Source organism: Phormidesmis sp. 146-12 (genome assembly GCF_052939495.1).
The window spans coordinates 96,417-114,727 of the sequence record NZ_JBJPHS010000004.1; the positions used below are offsets into that span (position 1 = coordinate 96,417).

General features: G+C 47.9%; 22 protein-coding genes. 10 read left to right on the top strand and 12 right to left on the bottom strand.

The features are described from left to right. Positions 1–76: 76 nt before the first annotated feature. On the top strand, positions 77–871 hold the full coding sequence (locus tag ACKFKF_RS03310) for a pantothenate kinase (protein ID WP_446866369.1): 795 nt from the start codon (positions 77–79) through the stop codon (positions 869–871). Between the two features lie 17 nt (positions 872–888). Here the strand turns inward: ACKFKF_RS03310 and ACKFKF_RS03315 are convergent, their stop codons facing one another. From ACKFKF_RS03315 to ACKFKF_RS03350, 8 genes are all read right to left on the bottom strand, one after another. Continuing rightward, positions 889–1,101, bottom strand: a complete 213-nt coding sequence (locus ACKFKF_RS03315) for a DUF6887 family protein (protein WP_446866370.1) — start codon at positions 1,099–1,101, stop codon at positions 889–891. 193 nt (positions 1,102–1,294) lie between these two features. Beyond that, entirely contained in the window at positions 1,295–2,167 is an 873-nt protein-coding gene (locus ACKFKF_RS03320; RefSeq protein ID WP_446866371.1) for a nucleotidyltransferase domain-containing protein, read from the bottom strand. Then, positions 2,164–2,367, bottom strand: coding sequence for a hypothetical protein (locus ACKFKF_RS03325; RefSeq protein ID WP_446866372.1), 204 nt, complete (start codon positions 2,365–2,367; stop codon positions 2,164–2,166). Before ACKFKF_RS03325 ends, ACKFKF_RS03320 begins: the two co-directional genes overlap by 4 nt. Positions 2,368–2,397: 30 nt before the next feature. Continuing rightward, entirely contained in the window at positions 2,398–2,853 is a 456-nt protein-coding gene (locus tag ACKFKF_RS03330) for an NUDIX hydrolase (RefSeq protein WP_446866373.1), read from the bottom strand. A 105-nt stretch (positions 2,854–2,958) separates the two neighbouring features. Beyond that, a complete protein-coding gene (bcp, locus tag ACKFKF_RS03335; protein WP_446866374.1) occupies positions 2,959–3,417 on the bottom strand; it encodes a thioredoxin-dependent thiol peroxidase in 459 nt (152 codons plus the stop codon). A 15-nt stretch (positions 3,418–3,432) separates the two neighbouring features. Continuing rightward, positions 3,433–4,920 carry an argininosuccinate lyase gene (gene argH / locus ACKFKF_RS03340; protein ID WP_446866375.1) on the bottom strand — a complete coding sequence of 496 codons (1,488 nt, stop codon included), beginning with the start codon at positions 4,918–4,920 and terminating at the stop codon, positions 3,433–3,435. Positions 4,921–5,124: 204 nt separating this feature from the next. Then, complete coding sequence (locus ACKFKF_RS03345; RefSeq protein WP_446861909.1) at positions 5,125–5,376, bottom strand: hypothetical protein; 252 nt, start codon at positions 5,374–5,376, stop codon at positions 5,125–5,127. A gap of 279 nt (positions 5,377–5,655) precedes the next feature. Further along, entirely contained in the window at positions 5,656–6,471 is an 816-nt protein-coding gene (locus ACKFKF_RS03350) for a response regulator (protein WP_446866376.1), read from the bottom strand. Between the two features lie 244 nt (positions 6,472–6,715). On the opposite strand from ACKFKF_RS03350, the gene ACKFKF_RS03355 reads away from it, so the two are divergent. Further along, complete coding sequence (locus ACKFKF_RS03355) at positions 6,716–8,191, top strand: dolichyl-phosphate-mannose--protein mannosyltransferase (protein ID WP_446866377.1); 1,476 nt, start codon at positions 6,716–6,718, stop codon at positions 8,189–8,191. 80 nt (positions 8,192–8,271) lie between these two features. Here ACKFKF_RS03355 and trmB read toward each other — a convergent pair whose 3' ends face one another. Together trmB and ACKFKF_RS03365 are read right to left on the bottom strand one after the other, a co-directional pair. Continuing rightward, positions 8,272–8,910 (bottom strand): tRNA (guanosine(46)-N7)-methyltransferase TrmB, encoded by a 639-nt coding sequence (gene trmB, locus ACKFKF_RS03360; protein ID WP_446866378.1) that lies wholly within the window; start codon positions 8,908–8,910, stop codon positions 8,272–8,274. 80 nt (positions 8,911–8,990) lie between these two features. Further along, positions 8,991–10,283: an FIST signal transduction protein gene (locus ACKFKF_RS03365; protein ID WP_446866379.1), complete on the bottom strand. Its 1,293-nt coding sequence runs from the start codon at positions 10,281–10,283 to the stop codon at positions 8,991–8,993. 442 nt (positions 10,284–10,725) lie between these two features. Here ACKFKF_RS03365 and ACKFKF_RS03370 point away from each other — a divergent pair, with 442 nt between their 5' ends. Together ACKFKF_RS03370 and ACKFKF_RS03375 are read left to right on the top strand one after the other, a co-directional pair. Next, a complete protein-coding gene (locus ACKFKF_RS03370; RefSeq protein ID WP_446866380.1) occupies positions 10,726–10,947 on the top strand; it encodes a CP12 domain-containing protein in 222 nt (73 codons plus the stop codon). Positions 10,948–11,196: 249 nt separating this feature from the next. Continuing rightward, positions 11,197–11,802: a DUF3177 family protein gene (locus ACKFKF_RS03375; protein ID WP_446866381.1), complete on the top strand. Its 606-nt coding sequence runs from the start codon at positions 11,197–11,199 to the stop codon at positions 11,800–11,802. 124 nt (positions 11,803–11,926) lie between these two features. Here the strand turns inward: ACKFKF_RS03375 and ACKFKF_RS03380 are convergent, their stop codons facing one another. Beyond that, complete coding sequence (locus ACKFKF_RS03380) at positions 11,927–12,496, bottom strand: hypothetical protein (protein WP_446866382.1); 570 nt, start codon at positions 12,494–12,496, stop codon at positions 11,927–11,929. Positions 12,497–12,708: 212 nt separating this feature from the next. On the opposite strand from ACKFKF_RS03380, the gene ACKFKF_RS03385 reads away from it, so the two are divergent. The 4 genes from ACKFKF_RS03385 (at position 12,709) to ACKFKF_RS03400 (ending at position 15,950) form a co-directional block, all read left to right on the top strand. Further along, complete coding sequence (locus ACKFKF_RS03385) at positions 12,709–13,008, top strand: DUF7734 family protein (RefSeq protein WP_446861917.1); 300 nt, start codon at positions 12,709–12,711, stop codon at positions 13,006–13,008. Positions 13,009–13,071: 63 nt separating this feature from the next. After that, a complete protein-coding gene (glmM, locus tag ACKFKF_RS03390) occupies positions 13,072–14,529 on the top strand; it encodes a phosphoglucosamine mutase (RefSeq protein WP_446866383.1) in 1,458 nt (485 codons plus the stop codon). A gap of 200 nt (positions 14,530–14,729) precedes the next feature. Then, entirely contained in the window at positions 14,730–15,287 is a 558-nt protein-coding gene (locus ACKFKF_RS03395; protein WP_446866385.1) for a hypothetical protein, read from the top strand. Positions 15,288–15,335: 48 nt separating this feature from the next. Next, complete coding sequence (locus ACKFKF_RS03400; RefSeq protein WP_446866386.1) at positions 15,336–15,950, top strand: hypothetical protein; 615 nt, start codon at positions 15,336–15,338, stop codon at positions 15,948–15,950. Between the two features lie 3 nt (positions 15,951–15,953). Here ACKFKF_RS03400 and ACKFKF_RS03405 read toward each other — a convergent pair whose 3' ends face one another. Then, a complete protein-coding gene (locus ACKFKF_RS03405) occupies positions 15,954–16,703 on the bottom strand; it encodes a tetratricopeptide repeat protein (RefSeq protein WP_446866387.1) in 750 nt (249 codons plus the stop codon). 261 nt (positions 16,704–16,964) lie between these two features. Between ACKFKF_RS03405 and ACKFKF_RS03410 the strand changes: the two genes are divergently transcribed. Both ACKFKF_RS03410 and ACKFKF_RS03415 read left to right on the top strand, forming a co-directional pair. Then, the gene (locus tag ACKFKF_RS03410) at positions 16,965–17,219 is read left to right on the top strand and encodes a helix-turn-helix domain-containing protein (RefSeq protein WP_446866388.1); all 255 of its coding nucleotides are present in this window, start codon (positions 16,965–16,967) and stop codon (positions 17,217–17,219) included. Then, the gene (locus ACKFKF_RS03415; protein ID WP_446866389.1) at positions 17,212–18,087 is read left to right on the top strand and encodes a Cfr10I/Bse634I family restriction endonuclease; all 876 of its coding nucleotides are present in this window, start codon (positions 17,212–17,214) and stop codon (positions 18,085–18,087) included. Before ACKFKF_RS03410 ends, ACKFKF_RS03415 begins: the two co-directional genes overlap by 8 nt. The last annotated feature ends 224 nt before the right edge of the window (positions 18,088–18,311 follow it).

The following is an 18,311-nucleotide window of genomic DNA, read 5'->3' on the forward strand; positions in this document are numbered from 1 at the left end:
TAAAGTTCCGATAGGCAAAGCTACTTATCAGCGAAACTTATCTATAAATCGTTTTCCAATCGTTAAGCTGGATGCAATGAGCGAGAAACCGACGAATCAGCACTGGTTAGCCTTAATTATCGGCAATTCTCGGCTGCATTGGGGTTGGTTCATAGATGACAATCTACAACAATCCTGGGATACATCGTATTTATCGGAGTCGATCGTTGAGAACTTAATTCACACCTCATTCGATTTTGCAAAATGCCAACTTGCTCCTATCAGCCTACCGTCGTCACCCGAACTCTGGATCGCTTCGGTCGTGCCACAACAGACTGCCCTTTGGCAAATCTATTCTCAGGTGAGAACGATCGCTCCCGATCAAATTTCCCTTCAAAACGCTTATTCAACCTTGGGACTCGATCGTACCTTGGCAATTTGGGGAGCCAGCGATTTATATAAAAGTCCAGTTTTAGTCATCGATGGCGGCACTGCATTAACGTTCACTGGGGCAAATGAGCAACGAGAATTCATTGGAGGCGCAATTCTCCCAGGGTTGCAGCTACAGTTTCGGGCACTTCACCAGGCAACCGCAGCACTTCCTCTAATTGAAACCAAGACCTTAACAGATCTGCCGTCTCGCTGGGCAACGGGAACGATCGCCGCCATCCAAAGCGGAATTGTTTATTCGCTAATATCCACCATTCGCGACTTTATTGAAGACTGGCAGCAACAGTTTCCTAATAGCGCTCTGGTGTTGACGGGAGGAGACAGTGCCCGATTACATCACTACCTTGAGCAACGGTTCCCTAAGATGAGCAATTGCATTCTACTAGAGCCAAATTTATTGTTTTGGGGAGTGCGATCGGTCAGACACGCTTTGAGCATTTAGCCTCTGTTCAGGTTTGATTAGTGCGTCATGTCTCCATTACTACTCAGCTTTCTTTTGAGGATCTCTTCCATCTCTTTGAGATCTTCATTACTTTGTGGAAATGGATACTTGGGACTGGTGGGATTTCCTCGGTTGATTAGGGCTTCGATCGCATCATCATCTTCCCGATGAGCCAATACATAAGCTCTCAATTCTTGACGATTCATTTTGCTAAAGTCAGGCTTCGTCATCGTTGAACCTCCATTGACCATCTGAAAAAATCAGAATTTCTGGGGGCATACACTTTCTGTGATAGCGAGTCACTACCATATCCCAAGAATGCGATCGCTCCGAAGGCTCTCTCGCTCAGTGGCAACTTCTAGCCAACCTTGAATCGCATCTTGCAGCATTTCTAAAAGATCTTTGAATTGTTATGCAGCCCTGTTACCTCTTCAGTCTTTCTACGACTAACCGACGATCGCCATACCATTGACTCAAGTCTTGCTCAACTTCTTCAAGAATTGCGATCGCTTCCATAATTAACTTTGCATCAGCCGATGATAAAGTAAACGCTGACTCAACTCGTTCCCGATAGTTTTGTGGACAGAGCGCAAAGCTGTTGGCAATTGCTACTGCACCTTTCTCATTCAACAGGTACTCTTCATTGAGTGCAAATAATACCTGATTCATGCAAGCCACGCTACGAAAACAGCACCCTGCTGCATAAACAATATCGTTGCGTGTAACTGCCTTTTCCGCAATTGCCAATGAAAAACTAATTTCCCAGGCAAACCTATTAATCGTTGCTTGTTTAAGCTGAATCGGATAGGGGGCTGTCTTAGCCTTTAACCCTTTTAGATATTCATATGGATCGTGAAGTGATAGACAAATAGCAACTTCACCCATATAGATAGAGGATACAAAACCATGTGGATGTCCTGGTTGGTAATCGATCGTAATCTGTCCTGCATGACAATCATCAATAACACGACTAACCTGATCTAAATCACGATAGAGAAAGTCTACAGGTACACCTTCTATCTGTAGCCAACCACCTCCATTGATCCATCTTCCCCACTCACCAATTGGGGTGACTAAATTTGCGCGATGGCTATCATCAAGTTCAGAGGCAAGGTGATTGAGTGCAATCAGGTCAAGTGGGTTTTCAGGCGAGTAGTAGATTCCAAAATCCACATCTGACTTTTGCGTATGGTTGCTTCTTGCCCTTGAGCCACCTAAAGCGATCGCTGCAACTCCCTGAACTGTTTGCAAACGACTAATAACTTGGTGAACAAACTGAGGCAATTGCTGACTCATATCGACTGAAAATCTAAAACTTTAGAATACAAACTATCGACTGATTCTTGTGCAAAAAGTTCATCCTTCAATTTGAGGTAGTCTCCCCCTCCCAGATTGCAGGCCGCGCAAAATCGGGCGACTTCAGATGGCTGCATCTTTGATAAGAGAACTTGTAATCCTTCCTGCAAAATCTGCTGCTCACTCTTCACTCGAATCATCGCTACTATCTGCTTCCACACAGGCTTTACTCAGTCCAGCGTTGTCAATCCTTTGAAATAATCTTGTAGCTGTTGTCGATGGTCGTGAGAAAGCTTGCCTTCAGGAAGAGAATTGGAGTCAAACGCCTGCACATCTAAGACCTCGATCGTATCCTTAATTCTCATCTCTCCTCGCACTTCGACTTCGACGACGACACAGATCGAGTGAATTCTCGGATCGCGATCGGGCGACGAATAAACTCCCACCAATCGGCGAATCTTGTCTACTTCTAGCCCCGTTTCTTCGGACAATTCTCGTTTGATCGCAGTTGGAATGTCTTCACCCCAATCGACCATGCCCCCTGGCAAACCCCACAAACCGTTGTCTCGACGACGAATCAAAACGATCCGACCATCCGGCAAAAGGGGAATAATGCTGGTGCCTGTGATGGGATGGCGAAAAATAATCCCAATTACAGTTTGAATAAAATGCCACGACCGACGCATGAGTTAAAACGCTATAGCAAATGGGACAGGCACACAGAGCAACCGTCTTTTTCTAAATACAGAATGTGAATCTAAGGGTAAAGGCATCCTGGAAATAGTCTAGGACTACACTAAGTCAGTCAGAATTTGTGCCGCGTGATGTTCTGGTTTTACCTTTGTGTAAATTTTCTCGATCCTAGCATCTGGGCCGATGACAAAAGTATTTCTACTGATGCCCCTGTATTCCTTCCCCATAAATTTCTTTAATCCGTAACTATCGTACTCAGCAGCCACTTTTCCACCCTCGTCACAGAGTAGAGGAAATGGAAGCACGTACTTAGTCACAAATTTTTGATGAGATTTTGCATCATCGGTGCTAACCCCCAACACCACTACGTCTTGAGCCTGATACTCTGCGTAAGCATCTCGAAAGCTACAGGCTTCTTTGGTGCAACCGGGCGTGTTGTCACGTGGATAAAAGTACAAAACCACTCGCTGACCTTTGAATTTGGACAACTGAATGAGATTGCCTTGAGTGTCAGGAAGCTGGAAGTCGGGGGCAAGGTCGCCAATTTTTAGGGGCATAAGGAGAAAGTTGGATTATTTTTTGTTTTTAGACTTCTTGTGCTTTGCCTTTTCGTCCTTTGCCTTTTCGTCTTTTGCCTTTTTGTCCTTCCCTTCTTGGTTCTTGCCGTTTTTCACCGTTTTTTTGGCGGCTTCTAGCGCCTTCTCAACTTGATCAAAGCCAGTGCCTCCGTAGCTATTGCGGGCAGAAACGACCTGTTCCGGTGCGATCGCCCCATAGATATCTTCCTCAAAAGCAGGGTGCAGATCTTGCCACTCGGCGATCGACAGATCCTTGAGCAGTTTGTTAGACGCTAAACAGGTTTTGACGACCTTGCCGACCAGATTGTAGGCTTCGCGAAATGGCACACCTTTGGAGGCGAGATAGTCTGCAACATCCGTGGCGTTAGAAAAATCTTCATTAACCGCCTGGGTGAGGCGATCGACCCGAAACTCCAACCCTTCCTCAAACAAAATCGTCATCGCTTGCAGACAGGCTTTCACCGTTTTGACGGTATCAAACAGCGCTTCTTTGTCTTCCTGCAAATCTTTGTTGTAAGCCAGCGGCAGTCCTTTCATCAAAACTAACATCGCTTGCAAATGCCCAAAGACTCGCCCCGACTTGCCGCGCACCAGCTCCGGAACGTCCGGATTCTTTTTCTGCGGCATAATGCTCGAACCTGTGGCACAACTGTCCGTCAGCGTCACAAAGCTGAATTCTTGAGAAGCCCAAAGGATGACTTCTTCAGACAAGCGGCTTAGATGCACCATGATCAGACTGGCGGCGCAGAGAAACTCGATCGCAAAGTCTCGATCGCTCACTCCATCCAGACTATTTGCATACACGCCCGTAAACTCCAGTCGCTCTGCGGTGAAGTGGCGATCGATGGGGAAGGTCGTCCCGGCAAGCGCTCCCGATCCGAGGGGTGAAACGTTGACTCGCTGATAAATCTCGCCCAACCGCTGCCAGTCTCGCTGAGTCATCTCAAAATAAGCCAGCAAATGATGTGCCAAACTGATCGGCTGGGCCCGTTGTAGATGAGTGTATCCAGGGATCAGCGTTCTCACATTTTGGGCAGCCAGATCGAGTAGAACTTGTTGAAACGCTCGAAGCTGTTGGCGAATTTGTTGAATCTGATCTCGCAGATAGAGCCGAGTGTCAGTGCCGACTTGATCATTGCGCGATCGCGCCGTGTGCAGTTTTTTACCGACATCGCCGACCAGCTCTGTCAACCGCCGCTCTACCGCAAAATGAACATCCTCAGCCTCCGTTCCGGGTGAAAACGCTCCCTGCCGATATTCCTGGCGAATTTGCTCCAGACCGTTTACTAGCTGGGTGCCTTCTTCAGGGGAAATAATGCCCGTTTTGGCCAACATTTCAGCGTGGGCCTGTGAGCCAGTCAGATCATATTCAATCAGTTCAATATCGAAGTGAATGCTGGCGTTAAACTCAGCGATCGCCGGATGCAAGGCTGATTCAAATCGCTGACTCCAGGTTTGTGGCGCAGAGGGTTCTTGATTCAAGAGAATCTTCTCCAGAATGCGGATGAGTGATAGACATTTGACTATAGCAGAGGAACAGAAAAGGTTTCTACGTTAGTCTGTCCTCTGTCTTACGTCGTTGAAGACACTCCAGGAAAAAGTTTACGGATTTGAGACTTAGAACTTAAGACTCTGGACAGAATCAGATTTGGAGCCTTTGGTCTAGCGTCCTCAGTCTTTTTGGTCTTAGCCGTAGGTCGTAAAGGTTTTTACCATGTAACCGATCACCAGCCCAATCAAGAAGGCCCACACCTGTCCGGTTTTGACAAAGTGGGCCCAGGCCTTGCCGATGTCTCCTGCAAAATCGGGTTCTTTAAATTGTTGAGCCAGCACCATCCAATCGTCAGGCAGGGGCCAGTGCAGCGTTTGTAAGACATCTCCCCAATGACCCGCGATCGCCCCCAGACTGGTCAACTCTTGAACCATGTGAATGATCATTCTGTAAATCTCCTCAAGCAGCGTTTGCTATTTTATTTGCTTTTGAGGAACCTTCTACCACAGAATCGAGAAATGGGGCATGAATTGGCGAATGTAACCCGCTTTATCCACGCCCCGCACCCTACTGAGTTCGATGAAACCCTTCGGCTCGGTTACCGATCCGGGTTGCTCCCAAGATGAAGGACTTTGAACGAGAAATCTTGTCTAAAAGTCCTCTAGGATTGACAGCTTGAGGGGCAGAAGCCGTCAATAACGAAGCCAAACTTTATCGAACTAACCCTAACTGAGGAGTGGCATGACCGAGTTGGCAATAATCGCTGCCTGAGTGCGATCGCGCAGATTGAGTCGCCCTAGAATGCTGGCAACATGATTTTTCACCGTTCCCTCAGAAATGGCTAGGGATTGTGAAATTTCTCGATTGCTAGAGCCAGCCGCAATCAGTCTCAAAACCTGGCGTTCTCGTGTTGTGAGTTTGGTGAAGCCGGGGGGCAGCGTGGAATCACTCCGAGAAGCTTGAAAAGACCGACGTTGGGCAGAAAAGGTCAGGACTTTATTGGTAGGAGGAGCCGATTTCAAAGCGACCTCTGCTGGAGTCGATCGCATAGAGTTATCTGCCGAAACCGATCTCGTAGAGATATCTGCTGAAGCAGATCGCACCGAAGTCACACCCTCACCTCTAGCATCAACTCTAGAGAGAATCTTGGGTAGAAGCCCCGGACTCAATTGAGTGTAGCCTTTGTGAACATTGCGAACTGCACCCACCAACTCATCAGGAGACAAATCTTTGAGAAGATAGCCCGTCGCGCCAACCTTGAGCGCATTGGCAACCGATTCTTCGTCATCCAACGTCGTCAAAACCAAAACCTGAGTGTCAGGAAAGCGCTCACAGATCGTCTGGGTGGTAGCGATCCCATCGATTCTAGGAACACAGAGGTCAATCAAAACCACATCAGGTTTAAGGGCTTCGACTTGTTGAATTGCGCTTTTTCCGGTGTTTGCGTCTCCGACCACTTCTAAGTCGTGCTCTTGTTCTAGCAAGGCTTTTAAGCCCTCACGAATGAGGTTTTGGTCGTCAACGAGTAATACACGAATCATGGGGTAAGCTCCGATCGATGAACAGCCGGGGGATTTCTGAACTCGAACTAGCTGAGTCCTTTTACAGCGAACACCTTTACATCATCAGTTGAAATCACTTCTTGTGCTGACGGATTATGAAGCACTGGGTTCCCTATTCAGGAAGATTTATGAGTTTTTGATTAAGAACCCCTAAATTTCTGGCTCCTCAAGCTTTACTTCCTACCGTATGCTGAGAGGTTGGTAGCGGCTGAGGTCAAGATGAATGAGTGTATCAAAGCCTATTGAAAAACCTGTTTGGTGGTGGCGGCTAGGCTTGCTAAGTCTGCTTTTGGCATCGTTGGGTCTGCGATTTTGGGGGCTGGGACGGTTTAACACCTTTGTGTTTGATGAGGTTTACTACGTTAAATTTGCCCACAACTATTTGACGCAGACTCCTTTTTTTGATGGACATCCGCCGTTGAGTAAGTATTTGATCGCCATTGGCATTTGGATTGGCAATCAGCTTCCGATCGGGCGTGATGCGGTCAATTCGCTGGCGGGTTCGGCGTTGTCTACCTGGAGCTATCGCTGGCTGAATGCGCTGACGGGATCGTTGATTCCTCTGGTAGTGGCGGCGATCGCCTATCAACTCAGTCTCAGACGCAGTTTTGCCCTGATTGCAGGATTGTTTGCGGCAGCGGACGGCTTGTTTTTGGTCGAGTCTCGCTATGCGTTGAACAATGTCTACTTGGTGCTATTTGGGCTGTTAGGGCAGTTATTTTTTTTGATGGCGCTGCGAAGTCAGAAATGGCTGTGGTGGATGGGCGTGGCGGGCATCTGGTTTGGGGCGACGGCCTCGATCAAGTGGAATGGGCTGTGGTTTCTCTTGGGGGCGTATCTGCTGTGGTTTGTCGCTTGGAGCATTCGGCTGGTGAGACTTTTGCTGCAATTTCGACTAACCCGCAAGCGATCGTCTCACATCGCAGATAGTTTTACCGAAACGCCGCTCGATCGCCTGACTCAGTTCAATCCAATTTCTTTGGGGGCGATGCTGGCGATCGTTCCTGCGATCTTCTACTGGCTGATCTGGATTCCGCATCTCCAACTTAACCCTGACGCTGGTTTTTGGCAGCTACAGCAGCAGATTCTCAGTTATCACGAGCGAGTGGGTAGTGGGGCGACCGTGCATCCCTATTGCTCGACCTGGCTGAGTTGGATTTTTATGATTCGTCCGGTGGCTTATTTTTATCAAGTCACCAATAGTTTGCAGGCCCCCATTCCCACCAGTGGAGCGGCGACTCCGATCGGGCCAGGCAGTGTGATCTATGACGTTCACGCGATGGGAAATCCTTTTTTGTGGTGGTTTTCGTCGGCGGCGATCGTGCTTCTCATCTGTGCCCTGATTGAAAACTTCAACAGCCTTTTTACCCCCACACGCAGCAGTTTTATCGCCCCTAACGAACTCTGGATCGTTTTGTATCTGCTGGTCAACTATGCGGCTAATTTGCTGCCCTGGGTGAGAGTGACGCGCTGTATCTTTTTGTATCACTACATGGGAGCGGCGGTGTTTGCCTCAATGGGGCTGGCCTGGCTGGTCGATCGCTGGCTCCGCAGCGCAATTCCTCGTCGTCGCAGTTTGGCAATTTGGACGATCGGGCTAATCCTCGTCGCCTTCATTTTTTGGATGCCCATCTACCTCGGACTTCCCTTAACGGAGTGGCAATACAAGCTGCGAATGTGGTTTCCGAGTTGGGTCTAGAAGGCATGAGGGAGAACTGCGATGATCTGTTCCCCTTTGGGGGTAATCCGCTTCGCGAGGAGGGAGGAGGGAGGAAAAATCTACCCTTCGTCTTTTTTGAAGAACACCGATCGATACACGGGTTCTCCTCGCTCTAAAGTGGAAGACTCGCGCTCAGTTGGGACGGCCATCGGATTTTCGGGCAGCCAACTCGTGTCTTGACGAACGAAAGCGGGATGGTCAGCAAATCGATCGACCATCTCGATCGCCACTTCTTCCACATCCGACTGCACAAACACCATCCCACCTAGACACAGATATTTAGCTACTTCCTCCACGACTTCTGGCTGGACAACTCGCCGCTTTTGGTGCTTGCGCTTAAACCACGGGTCAGGAAATTGAATCGACACTCGTTGCAGCGTTCCCGGTTTTAGAGATGACAACAGAGGATGTAGCGAATTGTTGGCATTGCAAAACAGATAGTGCAAATTTTGTAAGCCTAATTGGTCGCGATGGTCGATCGCCTGTTCTACCAACGGTTCTCGAATTTCCAGTCCTAAAAAATTCCAGTCAGGCTGCAACTCGGCCATCTTGAGCAAAAACCGCCCCCGCCCACAGCCAATATCCAACTGCAACGGCTGGCTCAATGCATACACCTGCTCCCAATCGGGCGGCTGAATCGGAATCTGATACTTGCGACTTAGCGGATTGACATGTTCACGCACACGAACGATCGACAAAGGAACCTCCAGAATAAGGGATGAGGGATGAAAAAGTTTTGAGGGTTTCTGAGTTTGAGAAGTTTGGAAAGATCGACTCCTCACTCCCCACTCCCCACTCCCCACTCCTCACGCTTCTGCCGACAAATTCCAAACACGGACGTATAGCCATGTAGAAAGGTGCTGTTGCCGACTGGGCCAATTTCTCCATTACAAAAGAAGCCACTTAGCGGAATGTTGTCGAGATATTCGCAAAACAATTGGGAATCAAAATTGGGTTCGCCATACAGTGCTTCACCGCGTCCCATACAAGAGAACATTAAAGCGCCCACAGGCGACGATCGCGACCCCGCATCTTTTTGATACCGCTGAAGCAACACTTCTAAATCGTCAGCAGAAGTCGCCGCATCCCGCAAATGAAACTGAATCCGCTGACCAGGACGAATCCGATCGCCGATCGCAATTGCTCCCACTCGCGGGTCAACCCCTAACAAGTTGCGAATCAAAAAATCTCCTGGCTCCAAATCCTGCTTAAACTCACTTTGCGCCACGCCCACAAATAGCGAATGCTGCGCTAACTCCCGATCGTCTTCACTCAAAGTTTGAATCAGATCTCGCAAAACTTCTAGCGGCAATCGCTGCGTCGCACAGTCCGGCGAATTATCATCCAAACAATCCTGCTCCTGCAAGCCCAGTAAGATGTTCCGTTCGCCCTCAGTCACCCAGTACACGTCTCCGATCGGACGGCATCCTTGAGCAACGATCGTGTCCAACACCAAATTACCGCTCAACGCCACCCCAACCGTACCTTCTCGATGAAAGCGATCATCACAAAACAAGCCACTGTTGCCTCCGATCGCCCCCGAACTCGCCAACCCGCCCACCTTTGAAGCCCCCGCATAGGCATAATCCAACCCTTGCAGCAAGTCGTTAATCTTGGCAGAAAAGGGATCGGCTAACAGCACAAAATGCGGCTGGTCGGATAGCGGAACCCCCAACAACTCCGCCCACGCATCCGGCGCACTGTCTAAGTCGGGCAATTCCTCCGCCTCTAGATGAAACGTCTTGACCTTAACGCCGGGTAAAGCGGCCAACGTCAGACTCAGCGCAGGTTCTCCCTCAACCTCTAACGCCTTGCCTCGTGAAGTGACTCCGACAATTCCACCCCCACTACAGCCGATAAGCGGCACATCAGGAAGCTGATTTCTTAGAAGAGGCAACAGTCGAGAATATTCGCTGGCAAACGCAGAAGAGATGAAGACAAATGCTAAATCCGCAGGTCTTTGCAGCAGGTCTTGGGCCTGAGCCACCACTTCAGCGATCGCCGCCTCCAACGAAGGACGGGTGGAAAGGGCGCTGGCCCACCTCATTGAGTCGGTTGTTGATTCCACCATAGTGATTCCTCTTGTGCAGCGTGCTGAAATGCGGGTATCCCCAGTTTACTGAAAACTTGTCAGGGGTCGTCTCGATCGCACTACCCAACCGATCGCATCATTCCAGAAAAACGATCAAATCCCGCAACACTTTGCAACAATTTTGGAACAATTCCCTCAAGCTTCCCTTCTGTAGAATCTCGACGGGTTTTCCGTACTTAACCTCTGACCAAGACACGTTAAGATATAGAAACATAACCCGGATAGCTACCCCCAAGACTAAAAAGTGTTGCGTCAGTTGCAGATGGTCGAACCTTAAGAGATTACGATCGATCAAGGTCAAATCTGCTAACGCCTGTATCACTAAAACAGTGAATAAAGGTCAGCCACACCGCTAAGGTTGGGCTGTATCTACTCTCTCTAACTCAGTTTCACCGTTCAAAAAGGACGAAATTCAAAACCTATGAGCGACATCAAAAAACAAATTGAAGAAGAACTGCAAAATGCTCGTTCTGTCTGTGACGTGAGCGGTTCTAACTCTGGCGAGTGTGCTGCCGCCTGGGATGCCGTTGAAGAACTGCAAGCCGAAGCTTCGCACCAACGTCAAGTCAAACCCAAAAACTCTTTAGAGCAGTTTTGCGACGACAATCCTGACGCTCTAGAATGCCGCGTTTACGACAACTAATTTTTTTGGGTCGTTTGGGGTCAGCCCTGATTGCGATCGTTGAGACAGTGACCCCTCCAAAATCAAATATTCCTCTAAACAAGTGCCTGGAAGCTTTTATTGTGACCTGGTTGCTTGTTTTTTAGTGGCAATTTTTGATGGCGATCGTTAGTAATTTGCTTTTCGCTTCAGTCCGATCGGCTACATAATAGAGGCAAAATGGTAAAGTCCATCTCAAAGCCAACCGCTAAAAGCTAATTGCGAACCCTCATGTCAGATGCACCCGCTTGGATCTCCCCGCTCGTTTGGACAGATTACCGCCTGGCGGTGCTGTTTACTGTGATTGTGCCGCTTATTCTGCTGATTTGGGCCTTTACCAAACAGTCGGATGCGATGCAGCGATTGTTGATTATTTATTGGCGCGTCGCAAGTTTGTTGGCGATTACCGTGTATTTACTGATTGGGGCACTGCCGATCGGCTTCATTTCGGGCTGGCTGGCTCGCATTTTGATTCCGATCACTCTCTGGTACTGGGCCGATCTGAATGAAGAAATCCGGGAGCAACCCTCAAATCCGCTTAAGCTGGCGCTCACTTCCTGGCGATGGGGTGTTTCTGTCTATTGTGCGTTGGGCGCGATCACTCAGTTGCCCTTTTTACGGTGTGCCACTTTACCAAATACTCAACTGCAAAATGACGCATCCTGCCGACTGTGGTTAGAGCCACCCTGGGCGTTTAGAGAATTTTTTCACAGCAGCACTCAGCCCTGGTTTCTTGGATTTTTGGGCATTGCTGGGCTAATTGTCTACACGCTTTATCTGGGCTATTTTGTCTTCTTTAGAGTAGGCAAGCGTAAGCGATCGGCAATGAGCAACTGAGCGCGTAACCCAATGCTGCGATTCATCAACTCTACAGGTCTGGCCAAGGCTAACTGATCGTTTTGACCCGCTTAGATGCGACCGGATGATCGATCGTCTAATACATATTTAATCGTCAGGTCAGCTATTGGTCTTCAATAGACCACTTAACTTTAACGAACCCTTTGTTATCCGAATAATTTCCTCGGACATCGTTGATGTAGAAACGAAGCGTCTCCTTTGGAGCTACATTAACAGTTGCATCTTTACCAATGTACAAGCAGTCACCGACTGAATTTCTCATGACTAAAGATGAAGCGCGTGCATCACAGAGAGCATCTCCACCAAATTTTGCATCATATCCTTCAGGCGAAGTGCTATTTTCCTTCCACCCTGGATTCGCACTCCAGTAACCTTCAGCCTGAAATTTAATCTTGACTTTCTTATCCAAAGGGTTAGAAAACAATTCCCCTTCTGCCGTTGCCGCTGCGACCTCAAAAAGACCACTCATCTGAGAAGCAGGGGATGGAGAAGCCCCAACACTAGGCGTAGAAACACCGGATTGCAGGGCAGGAGATACAGCAGGTTTTGAAAATATTTTATCCCAGTTGCTTACAAGCGCTGTGCCGAGAGTCCCTAAAAGAGCGATTACAGCGAGTGAAACTTGAATTTTGCTGCTGTCGCTCTGCTGTTTTTCCTTGTTGTCATCTGCCATAGGTTGAACTCTGAGTTGATAAGGGCAGTCTCGCACCAATCCATTATTGTACTAACATGTAGAAAATTTTCAGGGTCAGCAAATTGTTTTGAGGAGCGATCGCGATAGACAGCACTCTTCAAAAATCCTGTATTCTCTCTAGCCAACCAGCTAAATATTCTTTGATTAAAGAACGATGCAGTCTAACCAGAAGCAAACCAACTGGAGCAAACATGGGAAGTTCGATCGGGCAGCGTTTGGAGCAATATACCCTCAAGCGTCCGACAGAAGTGCTGCTGGTTTCGGCTGAGATCGAGGGAGAGTTGGATGAAATTGCAATATTCAAAGGCTTTTCCAGTTCTTTGATGAATCCGACGGCGTTTGATCCAGATGTGCCAATTTTGCCAGAGAATGTGAAGATTCTATCAATCGATCGCCTTCAGAGTCCGTATAACCCGAATGATCCACGATATATAGAGAAAGGAATTTCTTGGGAAAACTTTCAGCAAATTCTTGCGTCAGTTGGACTCTAACGAGATCTTCCTGAGAAATGGTATTCTCCACTGTGATCTATATTGTGTGAGGAGTCGTGTTATATGGTGTCGTCACCTGCAAGGGCTGGAACCTCCAGTCTGACAAGTTCTTTTGAGCAAAATTTAGGGCAACCCTGGGGGACGGTTTCGCTGCCTGACTCGGCTTTGTTTGGCACCGATGGCATTCGCGGCCACGCTGGAGAACTGCTCACGGCTCCTTTGGCGCTTCAGGTGGGCTTTTGGGCGGGTCAAGTTTTGCGATCGAACGCCACGAGTCCCCAACCTGTTATTTTGGGGCAAGATTCGCGCAATTCAAGCAACATGCTGGCGATGGCGCTCTCTGCCGGACTGACGGCCGCCGGGGTCGAAGTGTGGGATCTGGGGCTATGTCCAACGCCTGCGGTGGCTCATCTCGCGCATACTGTGGGCGCGATCGGCGGTGTGATGATTTCTGCCAGCCACAACCCCCCAGCCGACAATGGCATCAAATTCTTTAACCCAGACGGCTCCAAGCTTGCTCCCAGACTTCAACAACAGATCGAAGCGGGTTTGCGGGGTCAAAGTTCAGCTATCGCATCCACTGACCACCATTGGGGACAGCATTCTCACCGTCCAGAACTGCTCAGTCACTATGTAGAGGCGTTAAAAAATCCCTTAATGACTGGCCAGCCTCAACCCTTTGCAGGAATGCGGATCGTTTTGGATTTGGCCTGGGGATCAGCCACTCGATTGTCCGCAGATGTGTTTCGATCGCTGGGTGCAGAGTTAATCTGTCTGCACGATCGTCCCGATGGCGATCGCATTAATGTCAACTGTGGCTCGACTCATTTAGCCCTATTACAAGCAGCCGTTCAAGAAAGCTCTGCGGATTTAGGATTTGCTTTTGATGGAGATGCCGATCGCGTTCTCGCCGTTGATAGTCAGGGCAGAATCGTCGATGGAGACTACATTCTCTATTTTTGGGGACAACAGTTGTTGCAATCTCAGCAGCTACCTGGCAATACGATCGTGGCTACCGTAATGTCTAATCTAGGGTTTGAGCGGGCCTGGGAAAAGCAGGGGGGCACCTTAATTCGGGCGGCGGTGGGCGATCAGTATGTCCATGCAGAAATGGTGCGCCACGGAGCAAAACTGGGGGGCGAGCAGTCAGGACACATTCTCTGCCCGCATTACAGCATCAGTGGTGACGGATTGTTAACGGCGCTACATGTCGCGTTTCTCGTCCAACAAGTCGGCTGCTCTCTCTCAGAACTGGTGGATCAGAGCTTCCAGACCTATCCCCAACTTCTCAAAAATGTGCGCGTGGTCGATCGCAATCGGCGTATTAATTGGAAAGACTGTGATCCGTTGGTGACGGCGATCGCGCAGGCAGAAACCGCAATGGGCAACCAGGGGCGCATCCTCGTTCGTGCTTCTGGAACTGAGCCTGTGATTCGAGTCATGGTAGAAGCAGAAAGCCTGGATCTAGCCACCCATTGGACAGATCACCTGGTCAGCACAGTTCAACAGCACCTGGTATAGAGCGTGAGTCAGATTATCATCAGAGCTTAAGAGTCCATTTGCAAAACTCAAGAAGCTGATTGATGAGTATGGGCGATCGCTCAAAGACAAGTGACAAGTGAGTTTAGGACACGCCTTCGGGCAAACCCTCAATGACAGTGCAGAACTTTTGAGAGAGGATCGGGGTTGTTGACTCAATTTGTAGTGGATGCAACGTCTTTATGAAGATACAAATTGTGGCGATCGCGCTCCTCTCTCTAGGGTTCGCTCCAGAATTTACGCTATCCGCCCCTTCACAGCCCATCTCCAAAAAAGCCTGTTCTGCTCAAGTCGAACCCCTGGTCACCCTTCTACTGCGCGATTTGCCGGGGTATGCTAATCGAGTGGCAACTCGATCAACTCGCCGATCGGCGATCGCTTCGATGAATTTTGTCCTGACCGCAGGCAGACCTGAATTCACGCCGTTGCCTTTAAAGTCTGGAACTGACAGTCCGCCCGATTCTGATCTCCAACAAGTTTTTCTCACGACATTGGAGCGTCAAAACAGTGCAGGCAAACCATTTAACCTTCAGCAACATCATTGGTTATTTTTGGCAAAAACGACCAGCGGCTGGCGATTGGCACTGATGTTTACCCGTACACGGTCTGCTTCAGACATCTCTGCGAGAGCGCCCATCGGAGAACCTATCACGCCACCGAGAGAAAGCAGTCAGGGCATCATCGGTCAGGCAGTACAAATTTGGCTGAGGGATTGTAACGCTGGCGCAATCAAGCAGTAATTTTCACAAACTCGGCTAGAATAGCATCCTGTCAAATAGTACCAATCCATGCCATTGAATGAGCGACAACTTCGGATTTTACGAGCGATCGACCAGGGCAATATTACGGGCGATAGTATTGCTCAAGCGTTGGGTTCATCAATGCAAATGCTCCGATATTATCTCGACACAATGGCAGAAGATGGTTACTTAAAAGCAGCCAGAGTTTATGACAATGATACGAGAGAATTTCAAATTGTTCGAGCTTATCTAACTGAAAAAGGTAAAGCTGAACTTGAGCAAATATCGGAGTTAAGTCAAAGTTTTATTCCGATAAATTCTGTCTCTCAACCGTCAGCTAAAAGTGAAGTCAGCCCCATCTCAATCTACGAGTTGCATGATGTGATCAAGTCGTTAGAAGTTTTGTATGAAGCTGTTGAACAATTGCCAGAGGCTCGGAGAGAGTTAGCGATCGTCTACTTCAACGATTTACAAGACGAAATCAAAATCACCTATCGCCGCAAACCTGAAAAGATCAAAGCTTATTTTATTGCAGTTCTAGGAATGATTTTGCCTGTTTCAAAACAGATTAGGAAGGCAGACGAATTTTTTGAAACCGTGAGAAACTTGTCTAAAAAGCTGAATGTTCCGGTAAAGCTGTCTCAGTCAGATGGAGACGCTTAATCGCTACAATCCTCTCAATAGTTTTTCTGCCTGACTCACCCATTTTTTGTTGTGTCTGTAGTGATAAATCGGTGAGGCTTTGACCTTTGCAATCATCGTTTCTAGACACTCGCGGGCTGCTTGAGAATCACCTTGTTGGATCAAAAGATTTGCCAGCAAAACAGAAGATTCGGGATGGCTCCAGTATTTGATGTCTTGAGTGAGATGGATTTTGGCAGCGTCCCAATCTTGCAACTCAAACAAAGCTTTGCCGTAAAGGAGCGAAGCCTCGCCACATTTGTAGTCACGATCGAGGCTCAACAGCGTTTCTAGATGACCTTTTGCCGACTCAAACTGCTGCTTTTTGACCTCCACAAAGGCCATTCCCCAAAGCGCATGAGGATTTTTTGGCTCTTTCTCTAATGCCTGCTGATACGCCTCTGCCGCTTTGTCAAACGTACCCATCTCAGAGAGAACGTTGCCCAGCGTCACATACTGATGGGCTTTGCCAATATTTTTCACGCCTGCTTCGGCGTTCCAGAGTTCCTGGCTGTGCGTCCAGCGTTTGAAATAGTTGGGGATGGGCAGATTGGCGCGAGGCAGCCAGCAGGCAAAAAAGTAGATCACCGCTCCCATCACGTTGAGAAATAGTAATACCCAGAGCCAGGTTTGGCGATCGCTCTCGTTTCGCACACAGTCAAAAATCATCAGCATCCAGAATGCGCTGGGCAGCAGTACCCACAGTCCAAGTGATGCCAGCAAGCCCTCTAACATAAAGCCTCTTCGGTAGTTTGTTCCAGTTGATGCACATCTTTCTGGATAGGTTCTTTTGATAAAGTTCCCAGACTCGCCAAAGAAGACTTCAGAGGGTTTTGAGTTGGCGTTGAAACGACATCTAGCAAAGGGTTTGATTAACGTTGTATTACTCTCAGAAGCCCAATTCCAAACTACTACTTGTAGCATAAATGTATTATGTCCTTGGATGTCACTCATCGTCTGTAGACTGATCGTCTACATTTGGGCCATCAATGAGCCGTGAGGCAAGAGAAAAGAACAGACATAAAGCAGCGTTTTGGGCTTGCTGTGAAACGGCGGCGTTACGAGCTGAACATTTCACAGGAAGAACTTGCTGAACGTGCTAATCTCCATCGCACCTACATCTCCGATATTGAAAGGGGATGTCGAAATATCTCAATCGAAAACGTTGAGAAGCTCGTAGATGCCCTAGAAATTTCTGTTTCTAATCTCTTTGCTAGCTACGGCATTGAGACACAAGAGCAAAATGAATAATTATTCGGATTGGTTTGTAGATAGAAAAAACTCGAAAGGTGAAGTGGTAGGGCAAATCAAAAAACTGAAAATTTACGAAGCTTTATCTTCAGAAATAGTGAAAAGAATTGAAGGTGATTTGCCTGCAAATGAGATCTTAAATTGGATTAAAGAGCAAACAAGACAGGCTCATAGGGAAAGGTACAGTTTATCGCTCGAAGTTGGTGCTTTAAACAACGTGGTAGGGGACTGGAATGAGTATATGGTAACGACTGCTTTCTCTGAGATCGCTATAGACATAAATGCTAGTAAGAGAGAGTCGATTGTTGTTATATTCCCACTTCCAAATTCACAAATAAGTCCTGTAGGATCAAGTCAAGTGTCCTCAAAGTTTCTAAATCTGTTCAGAAAAAGTGAATTTGCTATTGGAGGCGCATTACATGGAATTGATGAGTATAAAGACAGGATTTTTTTCTCAAGCCCAGACTACATAATTGCAGTACTTCATCGAGACTGCTCACAGGAAGTTCAAACACTTTTAGAGAATCAGGCAAGACAACCAAGCAACGCAGAAGCTTACCAATACTTAAGAGAAACGTTAAAGGTTTCTGAGCTGAAAGCAGCAATTTCTGTCAAAACGGAGTACCGTCCAGACCGCCGTTATCAACCATTGTTTGAAGCTGATTTAGTTAAGCAATTAGGATGTGTAGCTAGGCAAACCTGGAAGTATTATATGGTTGCTAGCAAAGTAACAAGTTCAGATACTTCTTTATTTGAACGAATAACTACCCCTCACGCGCACAACAACGATTACAAGCTTGTTGATGGAGCATTCTTATTCTTGAGAAAAGCTGATCTGATTCCGCTCGTTGAAGAGGCCTTGAATTAGTTGAACTAGGCAAAACGGTATTGCTTAGTACATAAATTGTTTGCTTCATCGGTCGATTTTCTACTGCCCTATTCCAACGCGAATTCTTTCATTGGTATGTGCATATGCCTCGCTGTCATTCCATACCTGCATGAAGGAGTAAATTTCGTTCAAAATTAGTAAAGTTGCCTTTCACTCATTAAAAGTTCATTTTATGCTCTATTCTTGAATTCGAGAATTATGTG